The organism is Pseudomonas sp. E45-MNA-CIBAN-0222 (genome assembly GCF_040310405.1).
Lineage (GTDB): Bacteria > Pseudomonadota > Gammaproteobacteria > Pseudomonadales > Pseudomonadaceae > Stutzerimonas > Stutzerimonas stutzeri_AC.
This window is the reverse complement of record NZ_JBEOPU010000009.1, coordinates 156,234-178,162: the sequence shown is the minus strand read 5'-3', so window position 1 is coordinate 178,162 and position 21,929 is coordinate 156,234. Positions and strand designations below refer to the sequence as shown.

Genomic DNA, 21,929 nt, shown 5'->3' with positions numbered 1-21,929 from the left:
AGAAACCTCTGACGCGCCAGCGAATGGCGCGCTGTTTACGGGGCGCTCAGCTGGTGCTGTCGCCTTTGTGTTGGGGAAGCCCGTCGTGAATCTCGTACCAGTCGGCTTTGGAGTCGACGAAAATGTGGGACTGCGGCGGAGCCGGTAATGGCGAGTCGAGCGTGCCAGCAGCGACGCCAACCTCATGTTCACGGTTGTCGACGAAAAGCAGGTTGGAGCCGCAGCGGATGCAAAAGGTGCGCGTCACGTGTTCGGAGGAGTGGTAGACGCCCAACTGATCCTTGCCTGCCATGAAGTGCAGAGTATCCAGCGGTACGCCCACATAGCTGGCGAAAGCGGCGCCGTGGGCCTTTCGGCACATCTTGCAATGGCAATGAGTCAGCTCGTCGATGGGCGCGTCGATGCGATAGCGCACCACGCCGCACAGGCAACTACCGGTATGCGTTTGCATGATTTCTTCCTCCAATGAGTACGCGGCCGGCTCCAACGAAGCCGGCGCCGATCAGCGGCTGTTGGCGCGTCGACTCATGAAGGCTAGACGCTCGAGCAGCATCACGTCCTGCTCATTCTTCACCAGAGCGCCGGCCAGCGGCGGGATCGCCCGGGTCGGGTCGCGCTCGCGCAGCACCGCCTCGCCAATGTTGTCGGCCATCAGTAGCTTCAGCCAGTCGACCAGCTCGGAGGTCGAGGGTTTCTTCTTCAGCCCCGGTACCTTGCGCACGTCGAAGAATACGTCCAGCGCCTCGCTGACCAGGTCTTTCTTGATGTCTGGGTAATGCACATCGACGATACGCTGCAGCGTCTCGCGATCGGGGAAGGCGATGTAGTGAAAGAAGCAGCGGCGCAGGAAGGCGTCAGGCAGTTCCTTCTCGTTGTTCGAGGTGATGATAATGATCGGCCGCTGAGTCGCCTTGATCGTCTCGTTGGTCTCGTAGACGTAGAACTCCATCTTGTCGAGTTCCTGCAACAGGTCGTTGGGGAACTCGATGTCGGCCTTGTCGATCTCGTCGATCAGCAGGATGACGCGTTCGTCGCTCTCGAAGGCCTCCCAAAGCTTGCCTTTTTTGATGTAGTTGCGGACGTCATGGACCTTGTCCACGCCCAGCTGTGAGTCGCGCAAGCGGCTCACCGCATCGTATTCGTAGAGGCCCTGGTGGGCCTTGGTGGTGGACTTGATGTGCCAGGTGATGAGCCGGGCGCCGAAGGATTCGGCCAGCTGCTCGGCCAACATGGTCTTGCCGGTGCCGGGTTCGCCCTTGACCAGCAGCGGACGCTGCAGGGTGATGGCGGCATTGACCGCGAGTTTCAGGTCGTCGGTGGCGACGTAGGACTGGGTGCCTTCGAATTTCATTGCGGATTCCTTCGGCGGGCCTGGCACGCAGGCGCTCGTTGTAGTCAGGTTGAAGACTATAAGGGAAGGCCGTGCGGCTGTGAACGCGAGCGCATCATTCAGTCACTGAATGGCTGTGCGCTCGTTTCTGGTGACGGCAGTGCGCTACTCTTCTTCACCCATCGCGCGTTCGAAGCGTGCTGTGAAGGCCTCGACGAAGGCATTGCGCAGTATTGCTACGAACGCCTGGAAGGGGCTGACATCGGTGTCCTTGGTCGTGCCGGACAGTTCCACGCGTGTGGCGAACTGGTCCTTGCGCTGGTTCTTCAGCACTTCCTGACCGCCGCCAACAACTGCTTCCCAGAGCCCGCGCAAGAAACCTTTATCTTCGTTCTTGATGTCCTGCTCATAGTCGAAAATATCGACATCACGAAGGAGCGGCTTGATATAACCGTCGAGCTGACTGTCGCTGGCCTGGACTTCAACTACGAGGTCGCCCGTGCCGCCAGCGAAATCGAATTTGGCGTAAGCGCGGCTGAGGTCGTTCAGCTGTTTGAGCGGTACGTCGGTCACACGCAGGTTGACCTCGAAATCTTCCCAGTCGGTAAAAGGGTCGAAGCTGGCAGTCGCTTCGATCGGTGCCTGGTTGAACAGTTTGCCGGTGCCCTCAAACGCCGCCGTGCGAGTGCCGTCGGCATCGTCGGTGTTGGTTAGGTTGTACAGGCTGGCCTGGATGTCACTGGCGTAGACGTGCACCTGTGGGTCGGAGGAAAAGTTGCGAAAAGAAAGCTGGCCGTCGACCACACGGATTTCGTTGAGTGTGATTGGCACCAGTGCATCGAGCTGATCGCGCCAGTCGACACCCTCACCATTTTGCGAGTTGCCGCTTTCGCCGCCGTCTACGAAATTCAGATGTGGCTGCTCGAAAACCACCTCTCCGACGATCTCGCGATGCCGCAGGATGCCGTCCCAGCTAATCGCGATATCGATAGCTGGTGCCTCTAATAGCGGTGCCTGTACGCGCTTGTCCTTCTTCTCGATCAGTAGGCCTTCTACGCGGTATGCCCCGCGCCACCAGGCCAGGTCGACGTCTTCCACATGGCCTTGATAGTCGCCCATGTCGGCCATCTTCTCGTTCAGGTAATTGCGTACCAGATGAGGCAGGGCGACGTGAAGCAGGACCAGCAGCAGGCCGAGCGCGAGGACGATCCACAGAGGTAGCAGGCGACGTGTCATGGCATTCCGAGGATGAGCGGGTGTTGACGATGGACCCCGGTTGTCCACCGTGAGTTCGGCTGGACTGACGCCTGGACTGCGCATAGGCTGATCGGTCTGGTACATCTCGGACAGGGCATTCCCATGAGTCGCATATTCGCAGACAACGCACGCTCCATCGGTAACACCCCGCTGGTAATGATCAACCGCCTCGGACCCAAGGGCGTCACCATCATGGCCAAAATCGAAGGGCGGAATCCGGCCTATTCGGTAAAGTGCCGGATCGGTGCCGGGATGATCTGGGACGCCGAAGACAGTGGCCGGATCAAACCCGGCATGACGCTGGTCGAGCCGACCTCCGGCAATACCGGCATAGGGCTGGCCTTCGTCGCTGCGGCGCGCGGCTACAAACTGATGCTCACCATGCCTGCGTCGATGAGCCTCGAGCGTCGTAAGGTGCTCAAAGCCCTTGGCGCCGAGCTGGTGCTGACCGAGCCGGCCAAGGGCATGAAAGGCGCAATCGAGAAGGCCACCGAAATTGCCGCCTCGAACCCCGAGCAGTACTACATGCCGCAGCAGTTCGAGAACCCGTCCAACCCGGCGATTCATGAAAAGACAACCGGCCCTGAGATCTGGAACGACACCGACGGTAGTATCGATGTGCTGGTGGCCGGCGTTGGCACCGGCGGCACCATTACCGGGGTGTCGCGCTACATCAAGAACACCAAGGGCAAGCAGATCCTCAGCGTTGCCGTGGAGCCGACCAGCTCGCCGGTCATCAGTCAGACTCTGGCGGGTGACGAGGTCAAGCCCAGCCCGCACAAGATTCAGGGGATCGGCGCAGGCTTTGTGCCGAAGAACCTCGATCTGTCCATGGTCGACCGGGTCGAGCTGGTGGATGACGAGGAGGCCAAGCAGATGGCTCTTCGGCTGATGCGCGAAGAGGGCATTCTCTGCGGCATCTCCTGTGGTGCAGCTATGGTGGCAGCGGTCCGTATGGCCGAGCGGCCGGAGATGCAAGGCAAGAATATTGTGGTGATCCTGCCCGACTCCGGCGAGCGCTACCTGTCCAGCATGCTGTTCAGCGACATGTTCAGCGACCAGGAACTGGTGCAGTAATGCGCGCGGCGTAGCTGGCGGAATCAGCTGCGCCGCAAATCGGCTTGTGTCTGGGTGGCGGGTGTTTGGCGCAAGATTAGCCACAGCGCCAGTGCGATCAGCGCGCCGCCTTGTACATAAGCCCACGACAGCGGCTCGTCCAGAAGCAGCACGCCCCACAGAACGCCAAACGGCGGGATCAGAAACGTTACCGTCAGGGTCTTCACCGGTCCGATATCCGCCAGCAGCCGGAAGTAGAGGATGTAGGCAAATGCTGTGCATACGAGACCTAACCCAAGCAGGCTTAGCCAGACTCGTGAATCGCCCCAACTCACAGGCGGCGCATTCAGCAGCGACAGGGCGAACAATGGCAGCAGGCAAAGCAGGGCCCCGACTTGGCTGCCGAAGGCCACCATCTCGCTGTTGAGGCCTGCGCCCTGGTTGATCCAGCGCCGCGTGAGAAAGCCGCCGAAGCCATAACAGGCGGTGGCACCCAGGCACGCCAGTGCACCAAGCAGCAGCTCCATATCGAAAGGAATCGGGCCGATACGTACCAGCAGCGCAACGCCGCCGAGCCCGCTGAAGACACCAATCAACTTGGTTAGCGTCAGCTCCTCCGCAAAGAACAGTGCACCGATCAGTACGCCCATCATCGGCGTCGTAGCGTTGAAGATTGCCGAATAGCCAGCCGGCACAAGTTGCGCGGCTACCGAGTACAAGGCAAATGGGATGCCTGAATTGATCACGCCCAGCGCCAGGCACAAGCCCAGCTTGCCGCGGAAATCCCAGCGCGTGCGCAGCAACAGAAGGATGGCCAGCAGCCCTGCGGTTGCCAGCAGTACACGAAAGAACGCCGTGGGAAAGGTACCGAGCACCGGCGCAATGATGCGCAGAAACAGAAAACTCGCGCCCCAGATGGCGGCGAGGGCGAGCAGGCGAAGCATGTCGAGCGGGCGCATTCAGACGGACTCCAACTCAGGGAGCTGCAAGTGTTGTCGTCGATCCGCCGACTGGCAATCCGAAACCGACTTTCAAACTGTTGGCTGCTAAGCTCGGCGGACGTTCATGTCCAGTAACGGGTGAATCATGGTGCAGCAGAAACTGGCCGCTGAAATGGCTCGGCAGATCCTTCTTGGCTTCGACGACTACCGTGAGCAGTTTCGCCTGATCACCGAAGGCGCTCGGGCGCGCTTCGAGCAAGCCCAGTGGCAGGAAGCGCAGCGTGCGTCAGCTGCGCGGATCAATCTGTACGAAGAAAAAGTCGGCGAAACACGACGACGCCTATTGGCCGATTTCGATCAAGCCGATCTGCTCCAGGTCGATGCCTGGCCGCAAATCAAAAGTGCGTATATCGATCTGATCAATCCACGCTTCGATGATGAGCTGTCGGAGACCTGGTACAACTCGATCTTCTGCGGGTTGTTCAGCCACGATTGCATCAGCGACGGCACCATGTTCATCCATACCACGCGCCCCGCTGTGCGCGCCCATGAACGCCTGGCACAGACACGCACCTACCGGCCTAACGGCGATCTGAACGGCATGCTGGAACAGCTGCTGGGCGATTACGCTTTTGCCGTCCCGTACTGTGACCTGTCGGGAGACCTGCTACGCATGCAGACTCAGCTTCAGGAGACGTTGCCCGACTGGGTCTGCAAAGACCCCGAACTCACGGTAGAGGTGTTCGTTTCTGTGCTCTACCGCAACAAGGGGGCGTATCTGCTTGGGCGTATCTTTACCTGTGATGAACAGTGGCCGCTGGTTATCCCGCTTTTGCACTGCGAGGGCGAGGGGATCGTGGCCGATGCGTTGATCACCGACGAGGCCGAGGTGTCGATCATCTTTTCGTTCACCCGCTCGTACTTCATGGTCGAGGTGCCGATTCCTGCCGAGTTTGTTGGCTTTCTCAAGCGCATTCTGCCCGGCAAGCACATCGCCGAGCTGTATACCTCGATTGGCTTTTACAAGCACGGAAAGTCGGAATTCTACCGAGCGCTCATCGATCATCTGGCCAACATCGATGATCGTTTCGTCATGGCGCCAGGTGTGCGTGGCATGGTGATGACGGTGTTCACGCTGCCGGGTTTCAACACCGTGTTCAAGCTGATCAAGGACAGGTTCTCGCCGATCAAGAGCGTCAACCGTGCCACCGTGATCGAAAAGTATCGGCTAGTGAAGAGCGTCGACCGGGTAGGGCGCATGGCCGATACGCAGGAGTTCGCCGACTTCCGCTTTCCCAAAGCGAAATTCGATCCGGAGTGCCTTGCCGAACTGCTGGAGGTTGCACCTTCGACGGTCGAGGTGCAGGGCGATACCGTGCTGGTCCGCCATTGCTGGACCGAGCGGCGCATGACACCGCTCAACCTGTATCTGGAGCACGCCAGCGAACAGCAAGTGCGCGAGGTGTTGGAAGACTATGGGTTGGCCATCAAGCAGCTCGCTGCGGCCAATATTTTTCCCGGTGACATGCTGTTGAAAAACTTTGGCGTTACGCGCCATGGGCGAGTGGTTTTCTATGATTACGACGAAATTTGCTTCCTCACCGAGGTGAATTTCCGCCACATCCCGCCGCCACGCTATCCCGAGGATGAAATGGCGTCGGAGCCCTGGTATTCGGTGGGGCCGAACGACGTGTTTCCGGAGGAGTTTCCGCGCTTTCTGTTCGCCGACCATGGCCAGCGTCGGCTATTTGCCAGCCTGCATGGCGAGCTGTACGACGCTGATTATTGGAAGGGGCTGCAGGACGCCATTCGCGGCGGTAAGGTGATCGACGTGTTTCCTTACCGGCGCAAGGCCGACCGTAATTGAAACACCGTTGATGAATTTGGTTGAACGCCTTCGGGCCACCCCGGTCGCAGTTGTAAAGCGCCGTAACAAAGCGGCGGTAGTTCGGGGGCTTTCGGCAGCAATGCGCACGAGCGCCGGGGTGGAAGTTGGATTATGCTGATCACGAAGCCCGCATGGCTCCGATGTAGCCCGTTATTCGCAGGAGGGTCTGACCATGAAAGCAAGGCTCAATGAAATGTTTTGGAAGCTGGCGATCGCTCTTGGCTTGATCGAGCCGCCTCGTATGCAACCCATTCCCGTCCGCGCTCGCCGCGAACAGGATCGTCGCTCTTCCCGCTAAGGCTGGGTGACGTCTACGCGGTGGGCAGGGCGGGTCCTCCGCGCTCCACGGCTCGTTTATAGGCGGGCCGCTGTTGTATGCGCTGCAAGAAGCACATTAGGCGGGGACGACTCTCGTCCAGTCCGGCTCTGGCATGGGCCGCTTCTATCGGAAAGCTCATCTGTATATCCGCTGCGCTGAAAGCCTCTCCAGCGAACCATTCCGACTTTTCCAGCTCTGCCTCCATGTAATCAAGATGGGTCTTTAGCTGCGGGCCGATGAAGGCGCGATTGGCGCCTTTGGCAATCGCACGTGCTACTGGGCGGATGAAGAATGGCATTGGGCCATCGGCAACCCGATCAAATACCAACTTCAGTAGCAACGGCGGCATGGCAGAGCCTTCGGCATAGTGCATCCAATAGCGAAAACGGCGGTATTCGGGGGCACCACTCTGTGGCATCAGTCGCCCGTTTCCATAGCGCTCGAGCAAGTACTCAATAATCGCGGCCGATTCAGCCAGGGTGAGGTCGTCATCGGTGATGACCGGCGATTTCCCGAGCGGATGGATGGCTTTCAGTTCTGCCGGTGCGAGCATCGTTTTCGGATCTCGCGGGTAGCGCTTCAGCTCGTAAAGCAGCTCCAGTTCCTCCAGCAGCCAAAGGACGCGGTGCGAGCGAGAGTGGTTCAAATGATGGACGGTGATCATGCCTGCTCCTTTTGACGGACCCGCGCAAGCATAGCCTCTCTGCAGATCGCTGCCTGATATGGCAGACTCCGCCGCCGAGGTGAATCATGTCCCGTCCACGATGTTCGCGCTGTCAGCGCCCTATATCCCGCTGCCTGTGTGCGCTGATACCGGCGGCGCTGGATAGCCGTACCCATATACTGATACTTCAGCATACGAGTGAAGCAGGGCACGCCCTGAATACGGCGAGGCTGGCGGCTTTGGGGCTGCGTAACGCGACGCTGCAGGTCGGCGAGTACTTCGAGGACGACTGTGATGGTGCACTGCAGAGTTATGTGCTCTTCCCCGGCGATGATGCCGTGCCCGTCGGCAGGCTTGGCTGCAGTGAAACACCCATACGTTTGATCGTCCCCGATGGCACATGGCGCAAGGCGCGCAAGATCCTGCATCTCAATCCATGGTTGGCGGCGCTGCCGCGGGTGGCACTGCCTGAAGGGCTGACTTCTCGCTACCGGTTGCGCAAGGCGCCAATGCCCGGCGCGCTATCGACAATTGAGGCGATCGTTACGGCGCTGGATGTCCTCGAGGCCCCCAGTCAATTTGATGCATTGCTGCGTCCGTTCGAGGCGCTGATCGAGGGCCAGATCAATGCCATGGGCGAAGAGGTCTATCGTCGCAACCATGCGGACCGGCAATAACGCGCAGAAAGCCGAGCGCGAACATCAGCGCTTGCCGAGCCTGTGCCAAGCCCGGCTCGGACCAAAGAGCGCCTTACTCCGCAGCGGAATGTTTGCCAGCGGTCAGCGTTTTCTGTTTGAGAATGTACAGGGTCACGAGCGTCGCACTAAGCAACATGCCTATTCGAGCCCAGATGAGGGGAACCAGCCAGCAGGAAATGCCGATGCTGACCCACATCGTGGCGATTGCGTACGCTTTGCCTTTTAGCGGGATGCCGTTGCCTTCCAGGTATTCGCGAAACCAGGGCCCAAGGCGTGGATGGCCCACCAGCCAGTCGTAGAAACGCTGCGAGCTGCGCACGAAGCAGGCGGCTGCCAAAAGAAGAAATGGCGTGGTTGGGAGGACGGGCAGGAAGATACCGATGACCCCCAGCGCCACCGCGAGCCAGCCTGTTGCCAGCAGTAGCGAACGAACCAGCGGGTTGCGATGTTGCTGAATATCTCGATGGGCCACGATGCTATCCAGGGGCGCTTGTCGGCGTGCTGCGAAATGCACTGCGGCGCCAGCTTACGCCGGTTTCGTCGCTAGCTGGCAAGTGCCGAACGATCGAGCACCGAGACATGTAGGGCAAGGCTCTCTCCTTCTGCAATGCCCCCAACGGGCCGCTTGGGGGCAGCGAGAGCGCGGGCCGGCGATCCGCGCAGTGGGCCAAAGCCTGCGCTAAGGCTGGTGCACGCCGACGGGTCAGTGGCGACGAGGCTTGAGTAGGGCAGGCTTTTCCTCAGGGGCGTGGCAGATCAGGTACAGCGCCGTGAGTAACTCCGGAATCTGCGCGACCATTTCGTCAACCAAGTCGGCGTCATCGGCAATGTCAGCGAACTCAGGCTGCTCGTCGAACAAACCCGAGCCAACCATGATCGGCAGCAGCAGCTCGCTGACTTCTTCCTCAGAGTCCTCGAACCAGATCGCTTCGCGCATGAACACGCCTTCCATGAAGCCGATGCACCAGCCGCGCAGGTCGGATTCGTCCGGCTCTTCGCCCAGGTCCAGTTCACACGGCAGCTCCATGTCTTCGTCGCTAGCCAGTTGGCGCGCGATGTGTGCCTTGAGTTGGATGAGCGTAGCCTCGATGGCTTCACGTTCGGTGTCGTCTTGGTACTTGGGCGGCTCGGAGAACAGGGCATCGATCCATTCGCGCTCGGGCACCTGCTCGGAGCAGATACAAAGCGCGGTCAGGTAGCCATGGGCGGCGATGTAATCCAGTGCTTCCTCGTGCAGATCATCTGCATCAAGAAAGACTTGCAGGCGGGCGAGTTGCTCGGCGAATGACATCTGGAACTACCTTGGGGTTGGAAGACAACCGGGATTCTAGACGAGGCGGGGGGCGCAGGCTACTCGCCTTCCGTATGCATGCGCACAGCGGCATCTGATCTGTAACGGCGCAACGGTCCTTAACTACGCGGTTCGCTCGCGTATACTGCGCGCCTTGTTTCGGAGACCGGCATGCTCGACCAGGCACAGCGCATCCTCAAAGACGTATTTGGCTACGACGCGTTTCGTGGTAACCAAGGCGCGATCATCGAGCGTGTCGGCAGTGGCGGCGATGCGCTCGTTCTGATGCCGACCGGTGGCGGCAAGTCGCTGTGCTACCAGGTTCCAGCGCTTTTGCGCGAAGGGCTTGCGGTGGTGGTGTCACCGCTGATCGCGCTGATGGACGATCAGGTGGCGACCCTCGACGAGCTGGGCGTTTCGGCCGTGGCACTCAATTCGACGCTAGGCGCCGACGAGCAGCGTGACATCGCCGAGCGTATCCGCCGCAACGAGATCAAGATGCTCTACCTGGCGCCGGAGCGGCTGGTCCAGCCGCGTATGCTGGCGTTCCTGCAAAGGCTAGATATCGCCTTATTCGCCATCGACGAAGCCCACTGCGTCTCCCAGTGGGGGCACGACTTCCGCCCTGAGTACATGCAGCTCGGCCAGCTTGCCGAGTTATTCCCCGGAGTGCCGCGTGTTGCCCTGACGGCGACCGCGGACAAGCGCACTCGGGAAGAGATCGTTCAGCGCCTGCATTTGGAGAATGCCGAGCGCTTCCTCTCCAGCTTTGATCGCCCGAACATATTCTATCGAATCGTGCCCAAGGAGCAGCCACGCAAGCAGTTGCTGGGCTTCCTTGCCGAGCGACGCGGCGACGCCGGTATCGTTTACTGCATGTCGCGCAAGAAGGTCGATGACCTGGCCGCGTTTCTGACCGAGCAGGGCTTCCCGGCGCTGCCTTATCACGCAGGCTTGCCCAGCGAGCTGCGTGCCTACCATCAGAAGCGGTTCCTCAACGAGGAAGGGCTGATAATGGTGGCGACCATTGCCTTTGGCATGGGTATCGATAAGCCCAACGTACGCTTCGTCGCACACCTGGATCTGCCCAAATCCCTGGAGGCTTACTATCAGGAAACCGGGCGAGCAGGGCGCGACGGATTGCCGGCCGACGCCTGGATGGCCTACGGTCTGCAGGATGTGATCTTCCTCAAGCAGATGCTCAATAACTCCGAAGGCGACGAGCGCCATAAACGGGTCGAGCAGCACAAGCTCGATGCGATGCTGGCGCTGTGTGAGGAGACTCGCTGCCGCCGGCAGGTACTGCTCGCCTACTTCGATGAAGAGCTGCCCAACCCCTGTGGTCATTGCGACAACTGTGTGGATGGCGTTCAGACCTGGGATGCCACCGAACCGGCGCGTCAGGCGCTCTCGGCCATTTATCGCAGCGGACAGCGCTATGGGGTGGGGCATCTGGTCGATGTTCTGCTGGGACGCGATAACGACAAGGTGCGCGGCCTTGGCCATCAGCATCTGTCTGTATTTGGTGTCGGCAAAGCGCTTACGGAGCCGGAGTGGCGGTCACTTTTCCGTCAGTTGGTGGCCAGGGGGCTGGCTGATGTCGATCTCGAAGGCTTTGGCGGGTTGCGTCTGAGCGACAGTTGCCGCCCGTTGCTGCGCGGAGAGGTGACCCTAGAGTTGCGTCGCGAATTGGCCAGCAAGACCGCAAAGCCCGCCGCCAGCGCTGCCAGTCAGCTGGTGCGCAGCGAAGAACGTGAGACCTGGGAAGCGCTGCGCGCACTACGCCGCAAGTTGGCGGAGGAGCACAGCGTACCGCCGTATGTGATTTTCCCTGACGCCACACTGCTGGAGATGCTGCGTAGCCAGCCAGCGTCGCTGTCGGACATGGCCTCCATCAGTGGGGTAGGGGCACGCAAGCTGGAGCGATACGGCCAGGCATTTCTGGAAGTACTACAGGGCAATGTAGCTGCGGCCAAATCGCCTGCCGATCTGCGTCATGAACTGATCACCCTTGCGCGCTCCGGCATGACGCCCGCACAGATCGCTCGTCAACTCGATTGCAGCGAGAAAAACGTTTACACCATGCTCGCCGAGGCAATCGGGTTGCAGCAGCTAAGCCTGGAGCAAGCGCTGGACCTGCCTGAGGATATGCTTGGGGAGATTCAGGAGGCGTTTCTGGACGGCGAAGGCGAGTTGCCGCCCGTGAGTGCTGTGGCGGAGCAGTTTGCCGGTCGTGTATCAGAGCAGGTGCTCTATTGCGTGCGTGCAGCCCTGCAGGTCGAGTTCGAATTGTAACCAGGTGCATATTGGCCTCCCATTATGGAGGCCGCGCCGGGGCTGCCTGACAGCCTCTTGAGCTTTGGCGATGCCATCATTACGCCTTTTGCCGCCCTATCAACGGTCTAAGGTCGTCTTGCCTGCCTTTCAGAGCTGTGGTTAGCTCACTAATAATTAGTTTTTGCAGGAATGGCCGTACATGTACGCCGAGCAACATCGTTTTGCCATGCAATTGGCGCAACTCTCGCGTGGCTGGCGCGCGGAACTGGATCGACGTTTAGCCGATCTCGGATTGTCACAGGCGCGTTGGCTGGTGCTTTTACACCTCGCCCGGTTCGACCATGAGCCCACACAACGGGAGCTGGCGCAAAGCGTTGCGGTAGAAGGGCCGACCCTGGCCCGCCTGCTGGACAGCCTTGAGGCGCAGGGGCTGGTGCATCGTAAAGCTTCGGCCGAAGATCGTCGGGCCAAGCGCATTTCCCTCGGTGCTCCGGCATTGCCGCTGATCGAGAAGATCGAGGCCATTTCCACGCAGGTCCGGCATGACGCCTTCGCCGGCATCGACGAAGAGGATTTGCGCAAATGCCAGCAGGTGCATGCGCGCATTCTCGCCAATCTGGATAAGCGTTGATTAGCTGAAGCAAGTGCGTGCTTTCTGCCCCCTAGGTGCTGTGAGTGCATTCAAATAGGGCAGGCGCCTGTCTTTTACAGATCAGCGGCCCATTGCGTTACAGGCCTGACCCGCGCAGGGTTTGGGCTGTTTCCCGCAGCGTCTGGGCTGATGTGCCTTAGGTTTGCTTTAGAAGCTACGACCCAGATTCATGTACAGCGCTTGTTCGTCCTCGTCATTGACGCCATATCCGAAGTTCAGCGGACCTAACGGCGTGTCGTACCCGAGGAAGATGCTGGCGGCATTTATGTAGCCGCTGTCGAAGTCATTGTCGTTGTTCCAGGCGCGACCGCGCTCAAGCGACCCACCCAGATAGACCGGGAATGACAACGGCAGAAATGACCGCTGCGTCATGCGGCGGTAGTACACCATACGAGCCAGGCTGATGTTCTGGCCTGCCAATGCGTCCTGGCGGAAGCCCGAAAGCTGGCGGGCACCGCCAAGCAGAAAGCTTGAGGTCACGACTTCTGCATCGTCCATCGTGCGTCCATAGCGCCCGCCCAATACCCAGGTATTGGCGTCGTGACTGAGCGCCTTGTCCAGCTTGATGTTCCACTGCCGGTAGCGCTGGTCCGAACTGAGCGTCGGGTCGTACTGACGCAGAGTCAGGCGAATGTCCTCGCCTTCGCGCGGGAAGTCGACGTTGTCCAACGTATCGAAGGAATACTGCAGCTCGTAATAGCCCTCGGTGAAGCTGAAATCCGGTAGGTCACGCTCGCCGATTCGCACGTCCGCCTCGCCCCAGGCCTGACCGACTCCGAAACGGATCTCGCCATTGTTGGCGATCTGCCGTCCTACGTTCAGCCCGTAACCGTAGCGCTGCAGGCGATATTCAGCGATCGGGTCGTTGTCGAGAATGGACTCGACGTTCTGGGCCTCGAGAAACAGGTTGGGCGCGATGAACCAGCGTGACCCGGCATCGAGCGGTTGATAGAACTCGCTGTATAGCTCCTGGCGATCACCCAACTGCAGGCGTGTGAGCCATTCGGCGCCCAACTCGTTTATGCCGTTCTTGCGATAGCTGGCGCCCAGGTTGAAGACGCTGTCCCCGCGAAAGTCGTCCGAGAGGCTCAGCCCAAGGCGCAGGTAATCGGTGCCGGTACGCTTCTCGCGGGCACTAATGATGAGCGTATTGCCGAGCTCACCACGCTGGACCCGATATTCGACACGCTCGAAGTAATCCAGACCGTAGAGCGTGCCCATGTCCTTCTGCAGATGCTCCAGGTCCAGCGGAGCGCCCAGCTCCTGGCGAATATGCCGGCGGATCACTGCATCGCTGACTTTGGAGTCGTTCTCTACCTCTATCGCTGTGATCATCGGTGTGCGCGGGTCTCTGGAGCGCGCCAGGCTCAGGGCCGGGTTGCCGCCACTCGTAGTTCGCATGTCGGCCAGACGACCCTCCAGTGCAAGCGTGGCGCGATAGCCGGCGTCGACCAGTTGCTCGGCACGGTCGAAGTCGGTGGAGCCGTATGTGGCCAACGGCGGCTGGATCAGGAGATCCTGCGGCTGCAACGTGGCCAACTGGGCCTCGGAGTTGCGGCGGGTCATCATGGTGGTGGTCTGGTTGAGCACATCGACGACGGTCAATAACTCCTTGCGTGGCTTGAGCGGGGTGCCGATGTCCACCACGATCAGGCGGTCGACGCCCATATCGCGGGCCACGTCCATCGGGATGTTATCGACCATGCCGCCATCGACCAGCAGGCGGCCATCCAGCTCCACTGGCGCGAATACGGCCGGAATCGACATGCTGGCACGGATAACCTGAGGCAGGTGGCCGCGGCGAAAGATTACTTTTTCGTCGTTGGCGATGTCTGTGGCCACGGCACGGAAGGGAATCGGCAGCTGATCGAAGTCGCGGGTGTCGCTGGCATGTACCAGCAGGCGCTCGAGCAGCAGGGCGAGATTCTGGCCTTGAATCACCCCCAGGGGGAGGCCAAGGCTGCCGTCGTCGCGGAAGCTGAGCTTCTGCTTGATCAGGAAGTCGCGATCATCCTGTTTGCGTCGATAGGGAATGTCCTGGCGTGGCGGGTCATCGGAGAGTACCTGTTGCCAATCTAGCGTCAGTGCAAGGCGTTCAAGCTCGGCGACGCTGTACCCCGCAGCGTACAACCCGCCAACCACGGCACCCATGCTGGTGCCGGCGATGGCGTCGATGCGTACACCTTGCTCCTCCAGTGCCTTGAGCACGCCAACGTGTGCCAGCCCGCGCGCTGCGCCTCCAGATAGGACTAGCCCGGTCTTTGGCTGAGCCGGTTGTGCAACAACCATTGGCATGGCAAGCAAAAACAGCATGGAAATCAAAACGCGGCGCATGGCTGAACCAAGGAAGTACGTGGCGGAAGGCGGCTATTATAGGCCGCTGTGACCCTGTCGGAGACGCCACGTATGACCTCAGCCAAGCCGGAAATTGTCATCACCTATTGCACCCAGTGCCAGTGGCTGCTGCGAGCTGCCTGGCTCGCTCAGGAGTTGCTGTCGACCTTCGCCGATGATTTGGGGCGCGTTTGCCTGGTGCCCGCCACTGGCGGAACCTTCCATATCAGCTGCGACGGCGTGCAGATATGGGAACGAAAGAACGATGGTGGCTTTCCCGAGGCCAAGGAGCTCAAGCAGCGCGTGCGGGACTGCATCGATCCGCAGCGCTCATTGGGGCATAACGACCGCTAAGTGTCAGTTGGTGGGTTTGGCGGCGGCGGTTGACGGGCTTTTCAGGCGGCTGGTAACCACGCTCGCGATGATGATCAAGGCACCGCCGAGCAGCATGCGCAGTGTTGGCTGCTCATTGAACAGCCACCACGCGAAGGCGATGCCGTAGACGGGCTCGAGAGCAAAGATCACCGAGGTCGTGCGTGCTTTCAGCACCCGCAGACTGGCCACGAACAGGCTGTGCGCCAGCCCTGTGCAGAGCACGCCTAGCAGTGCCAGCCAAAGCCAGTCCTGCGCCGGTATCGCGGGGATCGCCGACCAGCTGAATGGCAGCAGGCCGGCGAGGATCGCCAGGTTCTGCCATAGAGCCGATCGAACCGGATCGAGGCCGCGGGTGACGGCGCGGTTGAGCAGCGACAGCAGGGCGAAGAGCAGACCTGACAGCACGCCATAGAGCAGGCCGGTGGTCGGGCCGCTGTTGAGGTCGAATGCCGGAGCAACCAGCAGCAGGCCGGCACAGACCAGCCCGACCATGGCGAACTCGATGGCGCGGGTGCGTTCGCGGAACAGCAGGCCCTCGAGCAGCACGGTAAACGCGGGGAAGCTGGCAAAGCCCAGGGTTGCAATGCCGACGCCGGCGATCTTCACCGCGATGAAGAACGTCAGCCAGTGCGCACCCAGTAACAGTCCGCCCAAGGCAAGGCCGCCACGCTGCCGCCAGTTTGGGGTTGCGCCGCTGGGCCGCAACAACTGCGCCACCAGCAGCAGGGCCAGCACGGCGAACAGCGCTCGACCAAAGGTGATGATCAGTGCCGAGCTTTCCGCCAATTTGCCGAGCACACCGGACAGGCCGAACATCAGCGCACCGAGGTGGATGGCCAACAGGGCATTACGCGGCGTCATTGGGCGGTCGATCTGAGCGGGTGGCGCATGCGTGCAGCGGTGCGGGAATAAGCGTGTGGGGTCATGGTTACCTGAACCTTGCGAATCCGGGCCATGCTAGGCCGTCGCAGGGCGTGTGTCTGTCGCGTCAGTCATCAGTTTTGTCGCGCAACTCGCGGCGTAGCGTGCGCGGCGAGCATCCACGTGCGCGAACCAGTGCGGCGGTGAAGGCGCTTTGCGAGGCATAACCCACCTGCGCGGCGATCTCGCCGATTGGCAGGCGGGTGTCGTGCAACAGCGCTTCGGCACGCTGCAAGCGCCGCTGGCGCACATACTCCATCGGCGTTCGACCTATCTCGCGAAGAAAGCGCGCATGCAGGCCTGCTACCGATAACCCGGCGATACGCGCCAGATCGGCAACCTGAAGCGGATGAGATAAGTGCTGATCGATGAAAGCGTCGATGGCGGCGACTGGCAGCGCGTGCTGGCCGTGCTGGATTTGTTGTCCATTTGCCAGACTGGCCAGCAGTAACACCGCGCCCTGTTCGGCGATCAATGGATCATTGATCGGGCTGTGCGCCAGCCAGGCGACCAGGCTCTGCTGGCTTGCGCTCAGGCGCACGGTATCCGGTCGATCGATCAGACGCAGGCTGGGCTCGGTGTGGTGGCCCAGACGCTGGCGAACCCAGTTCTCGGACGGGAGATCGAGCACCAGGCAGTGGCTGCCGGCAACACTGGCGCAGGTATGGTGCGTGGCGGACGGAATCACTGCGAGACTCTGCTCGCCGACGCGGCTGCCGCGCCCGGCAATCTCGAATTCCAGAAGCCCTTTCAGGCCAAACACCAGTTGTGGGTGTTCGTGGCTATGGGCGATGAGTTCGTGATGGTAGTTGCGCAGCGTTAGCATTTTGCGGCTGTCCCGAAGCAGGCCCGCTGGCTGGGCCAGGTTCGGGTAGTCGACGGCTGGCCGCCAGCGATCAGAAAATCAGAGGATGACCTTGTCGCGTAGTTTCTCAGCGGCTTGCTGCAGAGCCTGGATTACGCGTTCCTTGTCGAAATTCTGCACGCCGTTGGTGTCAAGGTACATGGAGAAGCCGGGCAGCTCGTGCTCCAGGAAACTGCAGGTGGCGCCAAGGTCGCGGCGGAAGTCCACAACCTGATAGATCTGCACCGGCCGCGAGAAGCCCTTGACAGGAATCTGCCCCTTGTCGCGACACATGATCACGTCCTTGATCAACGAATAGGTTTCATGGGAAATCAGAATCTCGCTAGCCTCGGCTGAGCTTTCCAGGCGACTGGCCAGGTTCACTTCGCGGCCGATGATGGTGTAGTCCATTCGCGTATCGGCACCGAAGTTGCCCACTGTGCAGTAGCCGGTGTTGATGCCCATGCGGATTTCCATGGGTTTGGTAATGCCCTGCGCGCGCCATTGCTGGCGCAGTACTTTCATGTGCTTGCGCATGGCGATGGCCATGGACACCGCCGCCACTGCGTCTTTCTTGGCACCCTGACTGGAAGGGTCGCCAAAGAACACCATCACGCAGTCGCCGACGAACTTGTCGATAGTGCCGCCGTACTTGAGGGCGATCTTCGACATTTCGTTCAGATAGTTGTTGAGCAGGTCGGTGAGGGCTTCGGCTTCCAGTTCTTCGGCCAGTTCGGTGAAACCCTTGATATCGGAAAAGAACACCGTCAGCCGCTTGCGCTGTGTTTCCAGCCGAACGCTGCGCTTGCCGGTGAATATCGACTCCCACACTTGCGGTGAAAGATACTTGGCAAGATTACGGGCCAGGCGGGCAGCTTTGGCTTGCTCTGTTTCGATTTCCTTGCGGGCCTGGGCCAGCCGTTGGCCCTGCTGGTGAACGAAGTAAGCCGTAGCGCAGACGTAGAAGCTGGTGAACAAGATGCTGGCGAGCGAAACCAGTGGGGGGGTGGTGCCCTGATATTCCAGCGGCGCTACCAGATACGCCAAGCCAATGCCCACTGCAACGCACGCCATGGCCAATGCCAGATTGCGCAGGCTACCGCTCACCAGCGCGCTAAAGGCGAGCGTAAGTAGGAACATCAGGCTGGGCACGATAGAAAAGCCGAGTAGCAGGATGCCGGCGCCTGCATTCAGAGCGTCCAGACAAAGCAGGGTTTGCGAGGTGCGTTCTGGATGATCGCGCTTGAATCGATAGCTCAGGTGATAGGCCAGATGCGGATAGAGCAGGGCGTACGGCACCATCCATAGCAGGTCCATCGAGAAATAATGGGTGTAGGTGCCTGCCGCAAGCGTGGCGGCGCAAGTCAGGTACGCAATTACTCGGGAGTAATACTCGCGCAACGGACGAGTGGCGAGGCCATTGCGGCGCTCAGCCGTGGTGGAAGTCATGTATGTGTACGGTTCCTGATGGTTTGTCGACGCCTTTTTTCCGTGCGCCTAGCAGACTGACGCCGTGCTTGGCGGACTCGTCACTCTGCAAACGACGAACGGATCAAGCGCTTCAGGGGCAGTCTTGCGGCTGCTAGGGCGGCTCGGCGGAGGCCGCCCTAGCAGCAGCTGACTGATCATAACCAAGCGACACCTCATCGCCAAATCACAGTTCGAAAACAGTGACGCATCGGTCGGATATGTCGGTGCCGTCGCATTTAGAGCGGGATACGCCTGGTCAGCATGTCCTTGAACATTACCCAGTCGCCGAGAAAGCTGTAGAGCGGGTACTGAAACGTGGCAGGCCGATTCTTCTCGAATACGAAATGGCCGATCCATGCAAAGCCGTAACCCACCAAGGGCATGGCGAGTAACCAAACCCACTTCTGGGATACCAGTGCGTAACCAAGAATGATCAGGACCAGCAAGCTGCCCATGAAATGCAGTCGACGACAGGCTCGATTGCTGTGCTCGGCAAGATAGAACGGGTAAAAATCGGCAAAGCGGGAGAAGCGTTCGGCGGTTTGCGTACTCATGGCGTACCTCCTGTTATTGTCGTCGCACAGCTTAGTCATCCAGCGGCTTGTGAGTCAGTGACAATCAGGGCCAGTTTAGTAGCCTTGGACGCAGCCGCCCGACCATCCGTAGAACAAGAAGCAACATGACCGAACGCACCACTTCCTCTAGTTGGGCGCAGGGAATCGTCCAGGCTCTCGAGTCTGCAGGGATCGACTGCCGCCAGCTGTTCAACGAGCTGAGCCTGGATTACATGGCGCTGAATGACGCCGAGGCTCGCTTCGCTCAGGACGATATGACGCGCCTATGGCAGCGCGCCGTCGCGGTTTCCGGCAATCCGGCAATCGGTTTGGACATGGCGCGGCAGGTGAGGCCGGCGGCGCTGAATGTGGTCGGTTATGCGCTGATGTCCAGCCGTAATCTCAAGGAGGGTTTTGCCAGGCTGGTGCGTTACCAGCGGATCATTGCCGAGGGTGCCGACCTTGATTTTCAGGAATGTTCGCAAGGTTATCGACTTAGCTTGGTGATCCACGGTGATCGTCTCCCGCCGGCCCGGCAAAGCGCGGAAGGTTCGCTCGCCGGCTGCTTGACCTTCTGTCGCTGGCTGACCGGAACGGTGTTGCAGCCTTTGGAAGTGAGTTTCCAGGGCTGTGCGCCGCGGGATCTGGAGCCTTACCAGCGTCTATTCCAAGCCCCGCTGCGGTTCGAGGCGCCGCGCTACGCGCTGCTGTTCAGTCGCAGCGACGTAGAAATGCCCTTGCCGACAGCCAATGAAGCACTTGCGCAGTTGCATGATCGTTTCGCGGGTGACTATCTGGCGCGCTTCGCCGATACCCGGGTCATGCATCGTGCGCGTCAGATTCTTTGCCGGCTGCTGCCTCAAGGCGAGCCCAGGCGCGAAACAGTGGCGCAAGCGCTGTGTCTTTCGGAGCGCACGCTGCAGCGGCGCCTGCATGATGAAGGCAGCAGCTTTCAGCAATTGCTCGATGACACACGACGCGATCTGGCAGAGCAATACCTCGCCCAGCCCAATCTTGCACCGTTGGAGATCGCCTACCTGCTCGGTTTTGCCGATCCGAGCAATTTCTATCGCGCATTCAAACGCTGGTTTGGCGTGACGCCCGGTGAATACCGCCTGGCGACGCGGTCCCGTCCGTAGATGTCGGTATGTGTCCGCGTAGCTGCAGCACGGCAGCAGCGACAACCGGGCACGAAGCATGTGCTCCCATCTACCTAGGTAACAGCTGCCAGCCGTCATTCTGCAAGAGTGTAGGGTGGGCTTCAGCCCACCAATGTACTGCGTACGAAAGGTGTGCTTAAGAGCAGCCCCTAGGGGCGCCCAACGTGGTAGCGGGGCTTGGCGGTGTGCTGGCGCTACGTTTGGCGTGCCGGTGTGGCGCTGGTAGCCGGCTATTCAGGCGGTAGTCCGAGCCGCCGCCTGATCAATGCCGCCAGAAGGCAGGGGTCAGCAACACCAGCACGGTGATGATTTCCAAGCGGCCGAGCAGCATGCCTATCGATAGCAGCCATTTGGCCGCATCGGGCAATGTTGAGAAATTGCCCGCTGGGCCGATGATCTCACCCAACCCTGGGCCGACGTTGCACACGGCGGTCGCAGCGCCGGTGAGCGCGGTGATCGGATCGAGCCCTAGTAGCGCCAGACATAGCGCCAGCACGCCGATGGTCATGGTGATGAAGAAGGAGAAAGTGAGAATCGAGCGGACGATTTCTTCGTCGAGATTATGGCCGTTGTATTGTTGGCGAATCACCGCACGTGGGTGAATCAGCTGCTTGAAGTTGGCGCGCAGCAGCGAGTAGGCCACTTGAAAGCGGAACATCTTCAGGCCGCCCGACGTCGAGCCTGAACAGCCTCCTACGAAGGTCAGGTAGAAGAACACCATGACGGCGAATCCGCCCCACTGAGTGTAATCGTCGACGGCGAATCCAGTAGTGGTCACTACGGAAACCACGCTGAAGGTGACAACGCGCAACGCATCCAACATTGGGATTTCATTGTTCAACCAATACCAGCCGCTGAACAGCAGGCTGGTAACCGTCAGCATCACTACAAAGCCACGTACTTGCTGATCTCTGAACAGGGCCGTGCGGTTGCCGCGCAACGTCATCACGTAAAGGGTAAACGGCAGGCTGCCGAGCAGCATGAAGAAGACCGCGACCCAATGGGCTGACGGACCGAACTTGCCCATCGACGCATCAGAAGTTGAAAAGCCGCCGGTTGCCACGGTAGACATCGCGTGGTTGATCGCATCGAACGAGCTCATGCCTGTCAGCAGGAAGGCAACGAACGCTGCCAGGGTGAAAACCGCATAGATAGTAATAAGATATCGGCCGGCAACGTGAGAGCGTGGCATGACCTTTTCCGACCAGTCGGAGGATTCGGTCTGGAACAGCCGCATCCCGCCGACCCGCAGCAGCGGGAGAATGGCGATCGCCATGCCGATAAAGCCGATACCGCCTAGCCAATGAAGCAGTGATCGCCACATGAGCAGGCCTGGCGACAGGTTGTCCAGCCCCGAGAGCACCGTGGCGCCGGTGGTGGTGATGCCGGACATGGTTTCGAAGAAGGCGTCGGAATAGCTGATGTGCTGGGTCAACATCAGCGGCAGGGCGGCGAAACAGCACACCGCTACCCAGCTCAGGGTCGTCAGGAAGTACATGTCTCGCGGTCGCAGATTGGTATTGGCTGGCCGTCCTGGGGCGACCAGCGCGAAGCCGCAGGAAAAGGTGATCAGGCTCGACCAGATGAACGCCTGCAGATCATCGGTGCGTTCGAATGCCAGCAGCGTGAGCATCGGAATGATCATGCTGACGGCCAGGGTAATCAGGAATATGCCGAGAATGAAACCGATGATGCGCAGCGTCGGCAGGGCCATGTAGAGGTGCTCGGCACGGTGGAAGAGGGCCGACATTCTACTCGTGTCTCGGTGGCAGTAAACCGCTGCGCGGCTCGTTGGAAAAATGTTTTCGATGCCAGCTTGCAGCCCCTTCCCAAGGCCGTTGCCATGAATAGAATAGCCGCCCGGGCGCCGGCCCATTCCGGTTTCTGGGTGTTCACCT

At 60.2% G+C, this 21,929-nt stretch carries 21 protein-coding genes; 8 read left to right on the top strand and 13 right to left on the bottom strand.

The genetic code is table 11. The annotated features are described in order from the left end of the window. Nucleotides 1–46 precede the first annotated feature (46 nt). From AAEZ08_RS15200 to AAEZ08_RS15190, 3 genes are all read right to left on the bottom strand, one after another. Complete coding sequence (locus tag AAEZ08_RS15200) at nucleotides 47–451, bottom strand: GFA family protein (RefSeq protein ID WP_003280604.1); 405 nt, start codon at nucleotides 449–451, stop codon at nucleotides 47–49. A gap of 51 nt (nucleotides 452–502) precedes the next feature. Continuing rightward, on the bottom strand, nucleotides 503–1,351 hold the full coding sequence (locus AAEZ08_RS15195; protein ID WP_500124644.1) for an AAA family ATPase: 849 nt from the start codon (nucleotides 1,349–1,351) through the stop codon (nucleotides 503–505). 144 nt (nucleotides 1,352–1,495) lie between these two features. Beyond that, nucleotides 1,496–2,566, bottom strand: a complete 1,071-nt coding sequence (locus AAEZ08_RS15190; protein WP_500124643.1) for a DUF748 domain-containing protein — start codon at nucleotides 2,564–2,566, stop codon at nucleotides 1,496–1,498. A 123-nt stretch (nucleotides 2,567–2,689) separates the two neighbouring features. Here AAEZ08_RS15190 and cysK point away from each other — a divergent pair, with 123 nt between their 5' ends. Next, nucleotides 2,690–3,664, top strand: coding sequence for a cysteine synthase A (gene cysK, locus AAEZ08_RS15185; protein ID WP_003280608.1), 975 nt, complete (start codon nucleotides 2,690–2,692; stop codon nucleotides 3,662–3,664). A gap of 23 nt (nucleotides 3,665–3,687) precedes the next feature. Here the strand turns inward: cysK and AAEZ08_RS15180 are convergent, their stop codons facing one another. Next, the gene (locus AAEZ08_RS15180; protein ID WP_102819579.1) at nucleotides 3,688–4,602 is read right to left on the bottom strand and encodes a DMT family transporter; all 915 of its coding nucleotides are present in this window, start codon (nucleotides 4,600–4,602) and stop codon (nucleotides 3,688–3,690) included. Nucleotides 4,603–4,729: 127 nt separating this feature from the next. Between AAEZ08_RS15180 and aceK the strand changes: the two genes are divergently transcribed. Together aceK and AAEZ08_RS15170 are read left to right on the top strand one after the other, a co-directional pair. Then, a complete protein-coding gene (aceK, locus tag AAEZ08_RS15175; RefSeq protein ID WP_102819580.1) occupies nucleotides 4,730–6,451 on the top strand; it encodes a bifunctional isocitrate dehydrogenase kinase/phosphatase in 1,722 nt (573 codons plus the stop codon). A gap of 193 nt (nucleotides 6,452–6,644) precedes the next feature. Next, nucleotides 6,645–6,770, top strand: coding sequence for a PA1414 family protein (locus AAEZ08_RS15170; protein ID WP_256054078.1), 126 nt, complete (start codon nucleotides 6,645–6,647; stop codon nucleotides 6,768–6,770). A gap of 13 nt (nucleotides 6,771–6,783) precedes the next feature. Here AAEZ08_RS15170 and AAEZ08_RS15165 read toward each other — a convergent pair whose 3' ends face one another. After that, nucleotides 6,784–7,455 (bottom strand): glutathione S-transferase, encoded by a 672-nt coding sequence (locus tag AAEZ08_RS15165; RefSeq protein WP_102819581.1) that lies wholly within the window; start codon nucleotides 7,453–7,455, stop codon nucleotides 6,784–6,786. Nucleotides 7,456–7,541: 86 nt separating this feature from the next. Between AAEZ08_RS15165 and AAEZ08_RS15160 the strand changes: the two genes are divergently transcribed. Then, complete coding sequence (locus AAEZ08_RS15160) at nucleotides 7,542–8,132, top strand: tRNA-uridine aminocarboxypropyltransferase (protein ID WP_102819582.1); 591 nt, start codon at nucleotides 7,542–7,544, stop codon at nucleotides 8,130–8,132. 73 nt (nucleotides 8,133–8,205) lie between these two features. On the opposite strand, the gene AAEZ08_RS15155 is transcribed toward AAEZ08_RS15160, so the two are convergent. Both AAEZ08_RS15155 and AAEZ08_RS15150 read right to left on the bottom strand, forming a co-directional pair. After that, nucleotides 8,206–8,625, bottom strand: a complete 420-nt coding sequence (locus tag AAEZ08_RS15155) for a YbaN family protein (RefSeq protein WP_102819583.1) — start codon at nucleotides 8,623–8,625, stop codon at nucleotides 8,206–8,208. A 231-nt stretch (nucleotides 8,626–8,856) separates the two neighbouring features. Beyond that, nucleotides 8,857–9,444, bottom strand: coding sequence for a UPF0149 family protein (locus AAEZ08_RS15150; RefSeq protein ID WP_003280617.1), 588 nt, complete (start codon nucleotides 9,442–9,444; stop codon nucleotides 8,857–8,859). 171 nt (nucleotides 9,445–9,615) lie between these two features. Between AAEZ08_RS15150 and recQ the strand changes: the two genes are divergently transcribed. Together recQ and AAEZ08_RS15140 are read left to right on the top strand one after the other, a co-directional pair. After that, entirely contained in the window at nucleotides 9,616–11,739 is a 2,124-nt protein-coding gene (recQ, locus tag AAEZ08_RS15145) for a DNA helicase RecQ (protein ID WP_500124642.1), read from the top strand. A 181-nt stretch (nucleotides 11,740–11,920) separates the two neighbouring features. Then, entirely contained in the window at nucleotides 11,921–12,352 is a 432-nt protein-coding gene (locus AAEZ08_RS15140) for a MarR family transcriptional regulator (RefSeq protein ID WP_003280620.1), read from the top strand. Nucleotides 12,353–12,520: 168 nt separating this feature from the next. On the opposite strand, the gene AAEZ08_RS15135 is transcribed toward AAEZ08_RS15140, so the two are convergent. Further along, on the bottom strand, nucleotides 12,521–14,707 hold the full coding sequence (locus AAEZ08_RS15135) for a patatin-like phospholipase family protein (RefSeq protein ID WP_500124641.1): 2,187 nt from the start codon (nucleotides 14,705–14,707) through the stop codon (nucleotides 12,521–12,523). A gap of 72 nt (nucleotides 14,708–14,779) precedes the next feature. Between AAEZ08_RS15135 and AAEZ08_RS15130 the strand changes: the two genes are divergently transcribed. Further along, nucleotides 14,780–15,061 (top strand): Rdx family protein, encoded by a 282-nt coding sequence (locus tag AAEZ08_RS15130; protein WP_003280624.1) that lies wholly within the window; start codon nucleotides 14,780–14,782, stop codon nucleotides 15,059–15,061. 3 nt (nucleotides 15,062–15,064) lie between these two features. Here AAEZ08_RS15130 and AAEZ08_RS15125 read toward each other — a convergent pair whose 3' ends face one another. From AAEZ08_RS15125 to AAEZ08_RS15110, 4 genes are all read right to left on the bottom strand, one after another. Beyond that, nucleotides 15,065–15,943: a DMT family transporter gene (locus AAEZ08_RS15125; RefSeq protein WP_003280625.1), complete on the bottom strand. Its 879-nt coding sequence runs from the start codon at nucleotides 15,941–15,943 to the stop codon at nucleotides 15,065–15,067. Nucleotides 15,944–16,070: 127 nt separating this feature from the next. Beyond that, nucleotides 16,071–16,829: a helix-turn-helix domain-containing protein gene (locus tag AAEZ08_RS15120; RefSeq protein ID WP_003280626.1), complete on the bottom strand. Its 759-nt coding sequence runs from the start codon at nucleotides 16,827–16,829 to the stop codon at nucleotides 16,071–16,073. Between the two features lie 78 nt (nucleotides 16,830–16,907). Further along, entirely contained in the window at nucleotides 16,908–18,296 is a 1,389-nt protein-coding gene (locus AAEZ08_RS15115; RefSeq protein ID WP_003280628.1) for an adenylate/guanylate cyclase domain-containing protein, read from the bottom strand. Between the two features lie 257 nt (nucleotides 18,297–18,553). Beyond that, nucleotides 18,554–18,871, bottom strand: coding sequence for an Mpo1-like protein (locus tag AAEZ08_RS15110; protein ID WP_058064669.1), 318 nt, complete (start codon nucleotides 18,869–18,871; stop codon nucleotides 18,554–18,556). Between the two features lie 125 nt (nucleotides 18,872–18,996). Between AAEZ08_RS15110 and AAEZ08_RS15105 the strand changes: the two genes are divergently transcribed. Continuing rightward, nucleotides 18,997–20,010, top strand: a complete 1,014-nt coding sequence (locus tag AAEZ08_RS15105) for an AraC family transcriptional regulator (protein WP_003280631.1) — start codon at nucleotides 18,997–18,999, stop codon at nucleotides 20,008–20,010. A 283-nt stretch (nucleotides 20,011–20,293) separates the two neighbouring features. Here AAEZ08_RS15105 and AAEZ08_RS15100 read toward each other — a convergent pair whose 3' ends face one another. Beyond that, a complete protein-coding gene (locus AAEZ08_RS15100; RefSeq protein ID WP_003280632.1) occupies nucleotides 20,294–21,745 on the bottom strand; it encodes a TrkH family potassium uptake protein in 1,452 nt (483 codons plus the stop codon). Between the last annotated feature and the right edge of the window lie 184 nt (nucleotides 21,746–21,929).

What these genes read in the sequence shown, in the direction of transcription:
- AAEZ08_RS15200 (WP_003280604.1), bottom strand. Translation starts at nt 451, where the DNA reads ATGCAAACGCATACCGGTAGTTGCCTGTGCGGCGTGGTGCGCTATCGC.
- AAEZ08_RS15195 (WP_500124644.1), bottom strand. Translation starts at nt 1,351, where the DNA reads ATGAAATTCGAAGGCACCCAGTCCTACGTCGCCACCGACGACCTGAAA.
- AAEZ08_RS15190 (WP_500124643.1), bottom strand. Translation starts at nt 2,566, where the DNA reads ATGACACGTCGCCTGCTACCTCTGTGGATCGTCCTCGCGCTCGGCCTG.
- cysK (WP_003280608.1), top strand. Translation starts at nt 2,690, where the DNA reads ATGAGTCGCATATTCGCAGACAACGCACGCTCCATCGGTAACACCCCG.
- AAEZ08_RS15180 (WP_102819579.1), bottom strand. Translation starts at nt 4,602, where the DNA reads ATGCGCCCGCTCGACATGCTTCGCCTGCTCGCCCTCGCCGCCATCTGG.
- aceK (WP_102819580.1), top strand. Translation starts at nt 4,730, where the DNA reads ATGGTGCAGCAGAAACTGGCCGCTGAAATGGCTCGGCAGATCCTTCTT.
- AAEZ08_RS15170 (WP_256054078.1), top strand. Translation starts at nt 6,645, where the DNA reads ATGAAAGCAAGGCTCAATGAAATGTTTTGGAAGCTGGCGATCGCTCTT.
- AAEZ08_RS15165 (WP_102819581.1), bottom strand. Translation starts at nt 7,455, where the DNA reads ATGATCACCGTCCATCATTTGAACCACTCTCGCTCGCACCGCGTCCTT.
- AAEZ08_RS15160 (WP_102819582.1), top strand. Translation starts at nt 7,542, where the DNA reads ATGTCCCGTCCACGATGTTCGCGCTGTCAGCGCCCTATATCCCGCTGC.
- AAEZ08_RS15150 (WP_003280617.1), bottom strand. Translation starts at nt 9,444, where the DNA reads ATGTCATTCGCCGAGCAACTCGCCCGCCTGCAAGTCTTTCTTGATGCA.
- recQ (WP_500124642.1), top strand. Translation starts at nt 9,616, where the DNA reads ATGCTCGACCAGGCACAGCGCATCCTCAAAGACGTATTTGGCTACGAC.
- AAEZ08_RS15140 (WP_003280620.1), top strand. Translation starts at nt 11,921, where the DNA reads ATGTACGCCGAGCAACATCGTTTTGCCATGCAATTGGCGCAACTCTCG.
- AAEZ08_RS15135 (WP_500124641.1), bottom strand. Translation starts at nt 14,707, where the DNA reads ATGCGCCGCGTTTTGATTTCCATGCTGTTTTTGCTTGCCATGCCAATG.
- AAEZ08_RS15130 (WP_003280624.1), top strand. Translation starts at nt 14,780, where the DNA reads ATGACCTCAGCCAAGCCGGAAATTGTCATCACCTATTGCACCCAGTGC.
- AAEZ08_RS15125 (WP_003280625.1), bottom strand. Translation starts at nt 15,943, where the DNA reads ATGACGCCGCGTAATGCCCTGTTGGCCATCCACCTCGGTGCGCTGATG.
- AAEZ08_RS15120 (WP_003280626.1), bottom strand. Translation starts at nt 16,829, where the DNA reads ATGCTAACGCTGCGCAACTACCATCACGAACTCATCGCCCATAGCCAC.
- AAEZ08_RS15115 (WP_003280628.1), bottom strand. Translation starts at nt 18,296, where the DNA reads ATGACTTCCACCACGGCTGAGCGCCGCAATGGCCTCGCCACTCGTCCG.
- AAEZ08_RS15110 (WP_058064669.1), bottom strand. Translation starts at nt 18,871, where the DNA reads ATGAGTACGCAAACCGCCGAACGCTTCTCCCGCTTTGCCGATTTTTAC.
- AAEZ08_RS15105 (WP_003280631.1), top strand. Translation starts at nt 18,997, where the DNA reads ATGACCGAACGCACCACTTCCTCTAGTTGGGCGCAGGGAATCGTCCAG.
- AAEZ08_RS15100 (WP_003280632.1), bottom strand. Translation starts at nt 21,745, where the DNA reads ATGGCCCTGCCGACGCTGCGCATCATCGGTTTCATTCTCGGCATATTC.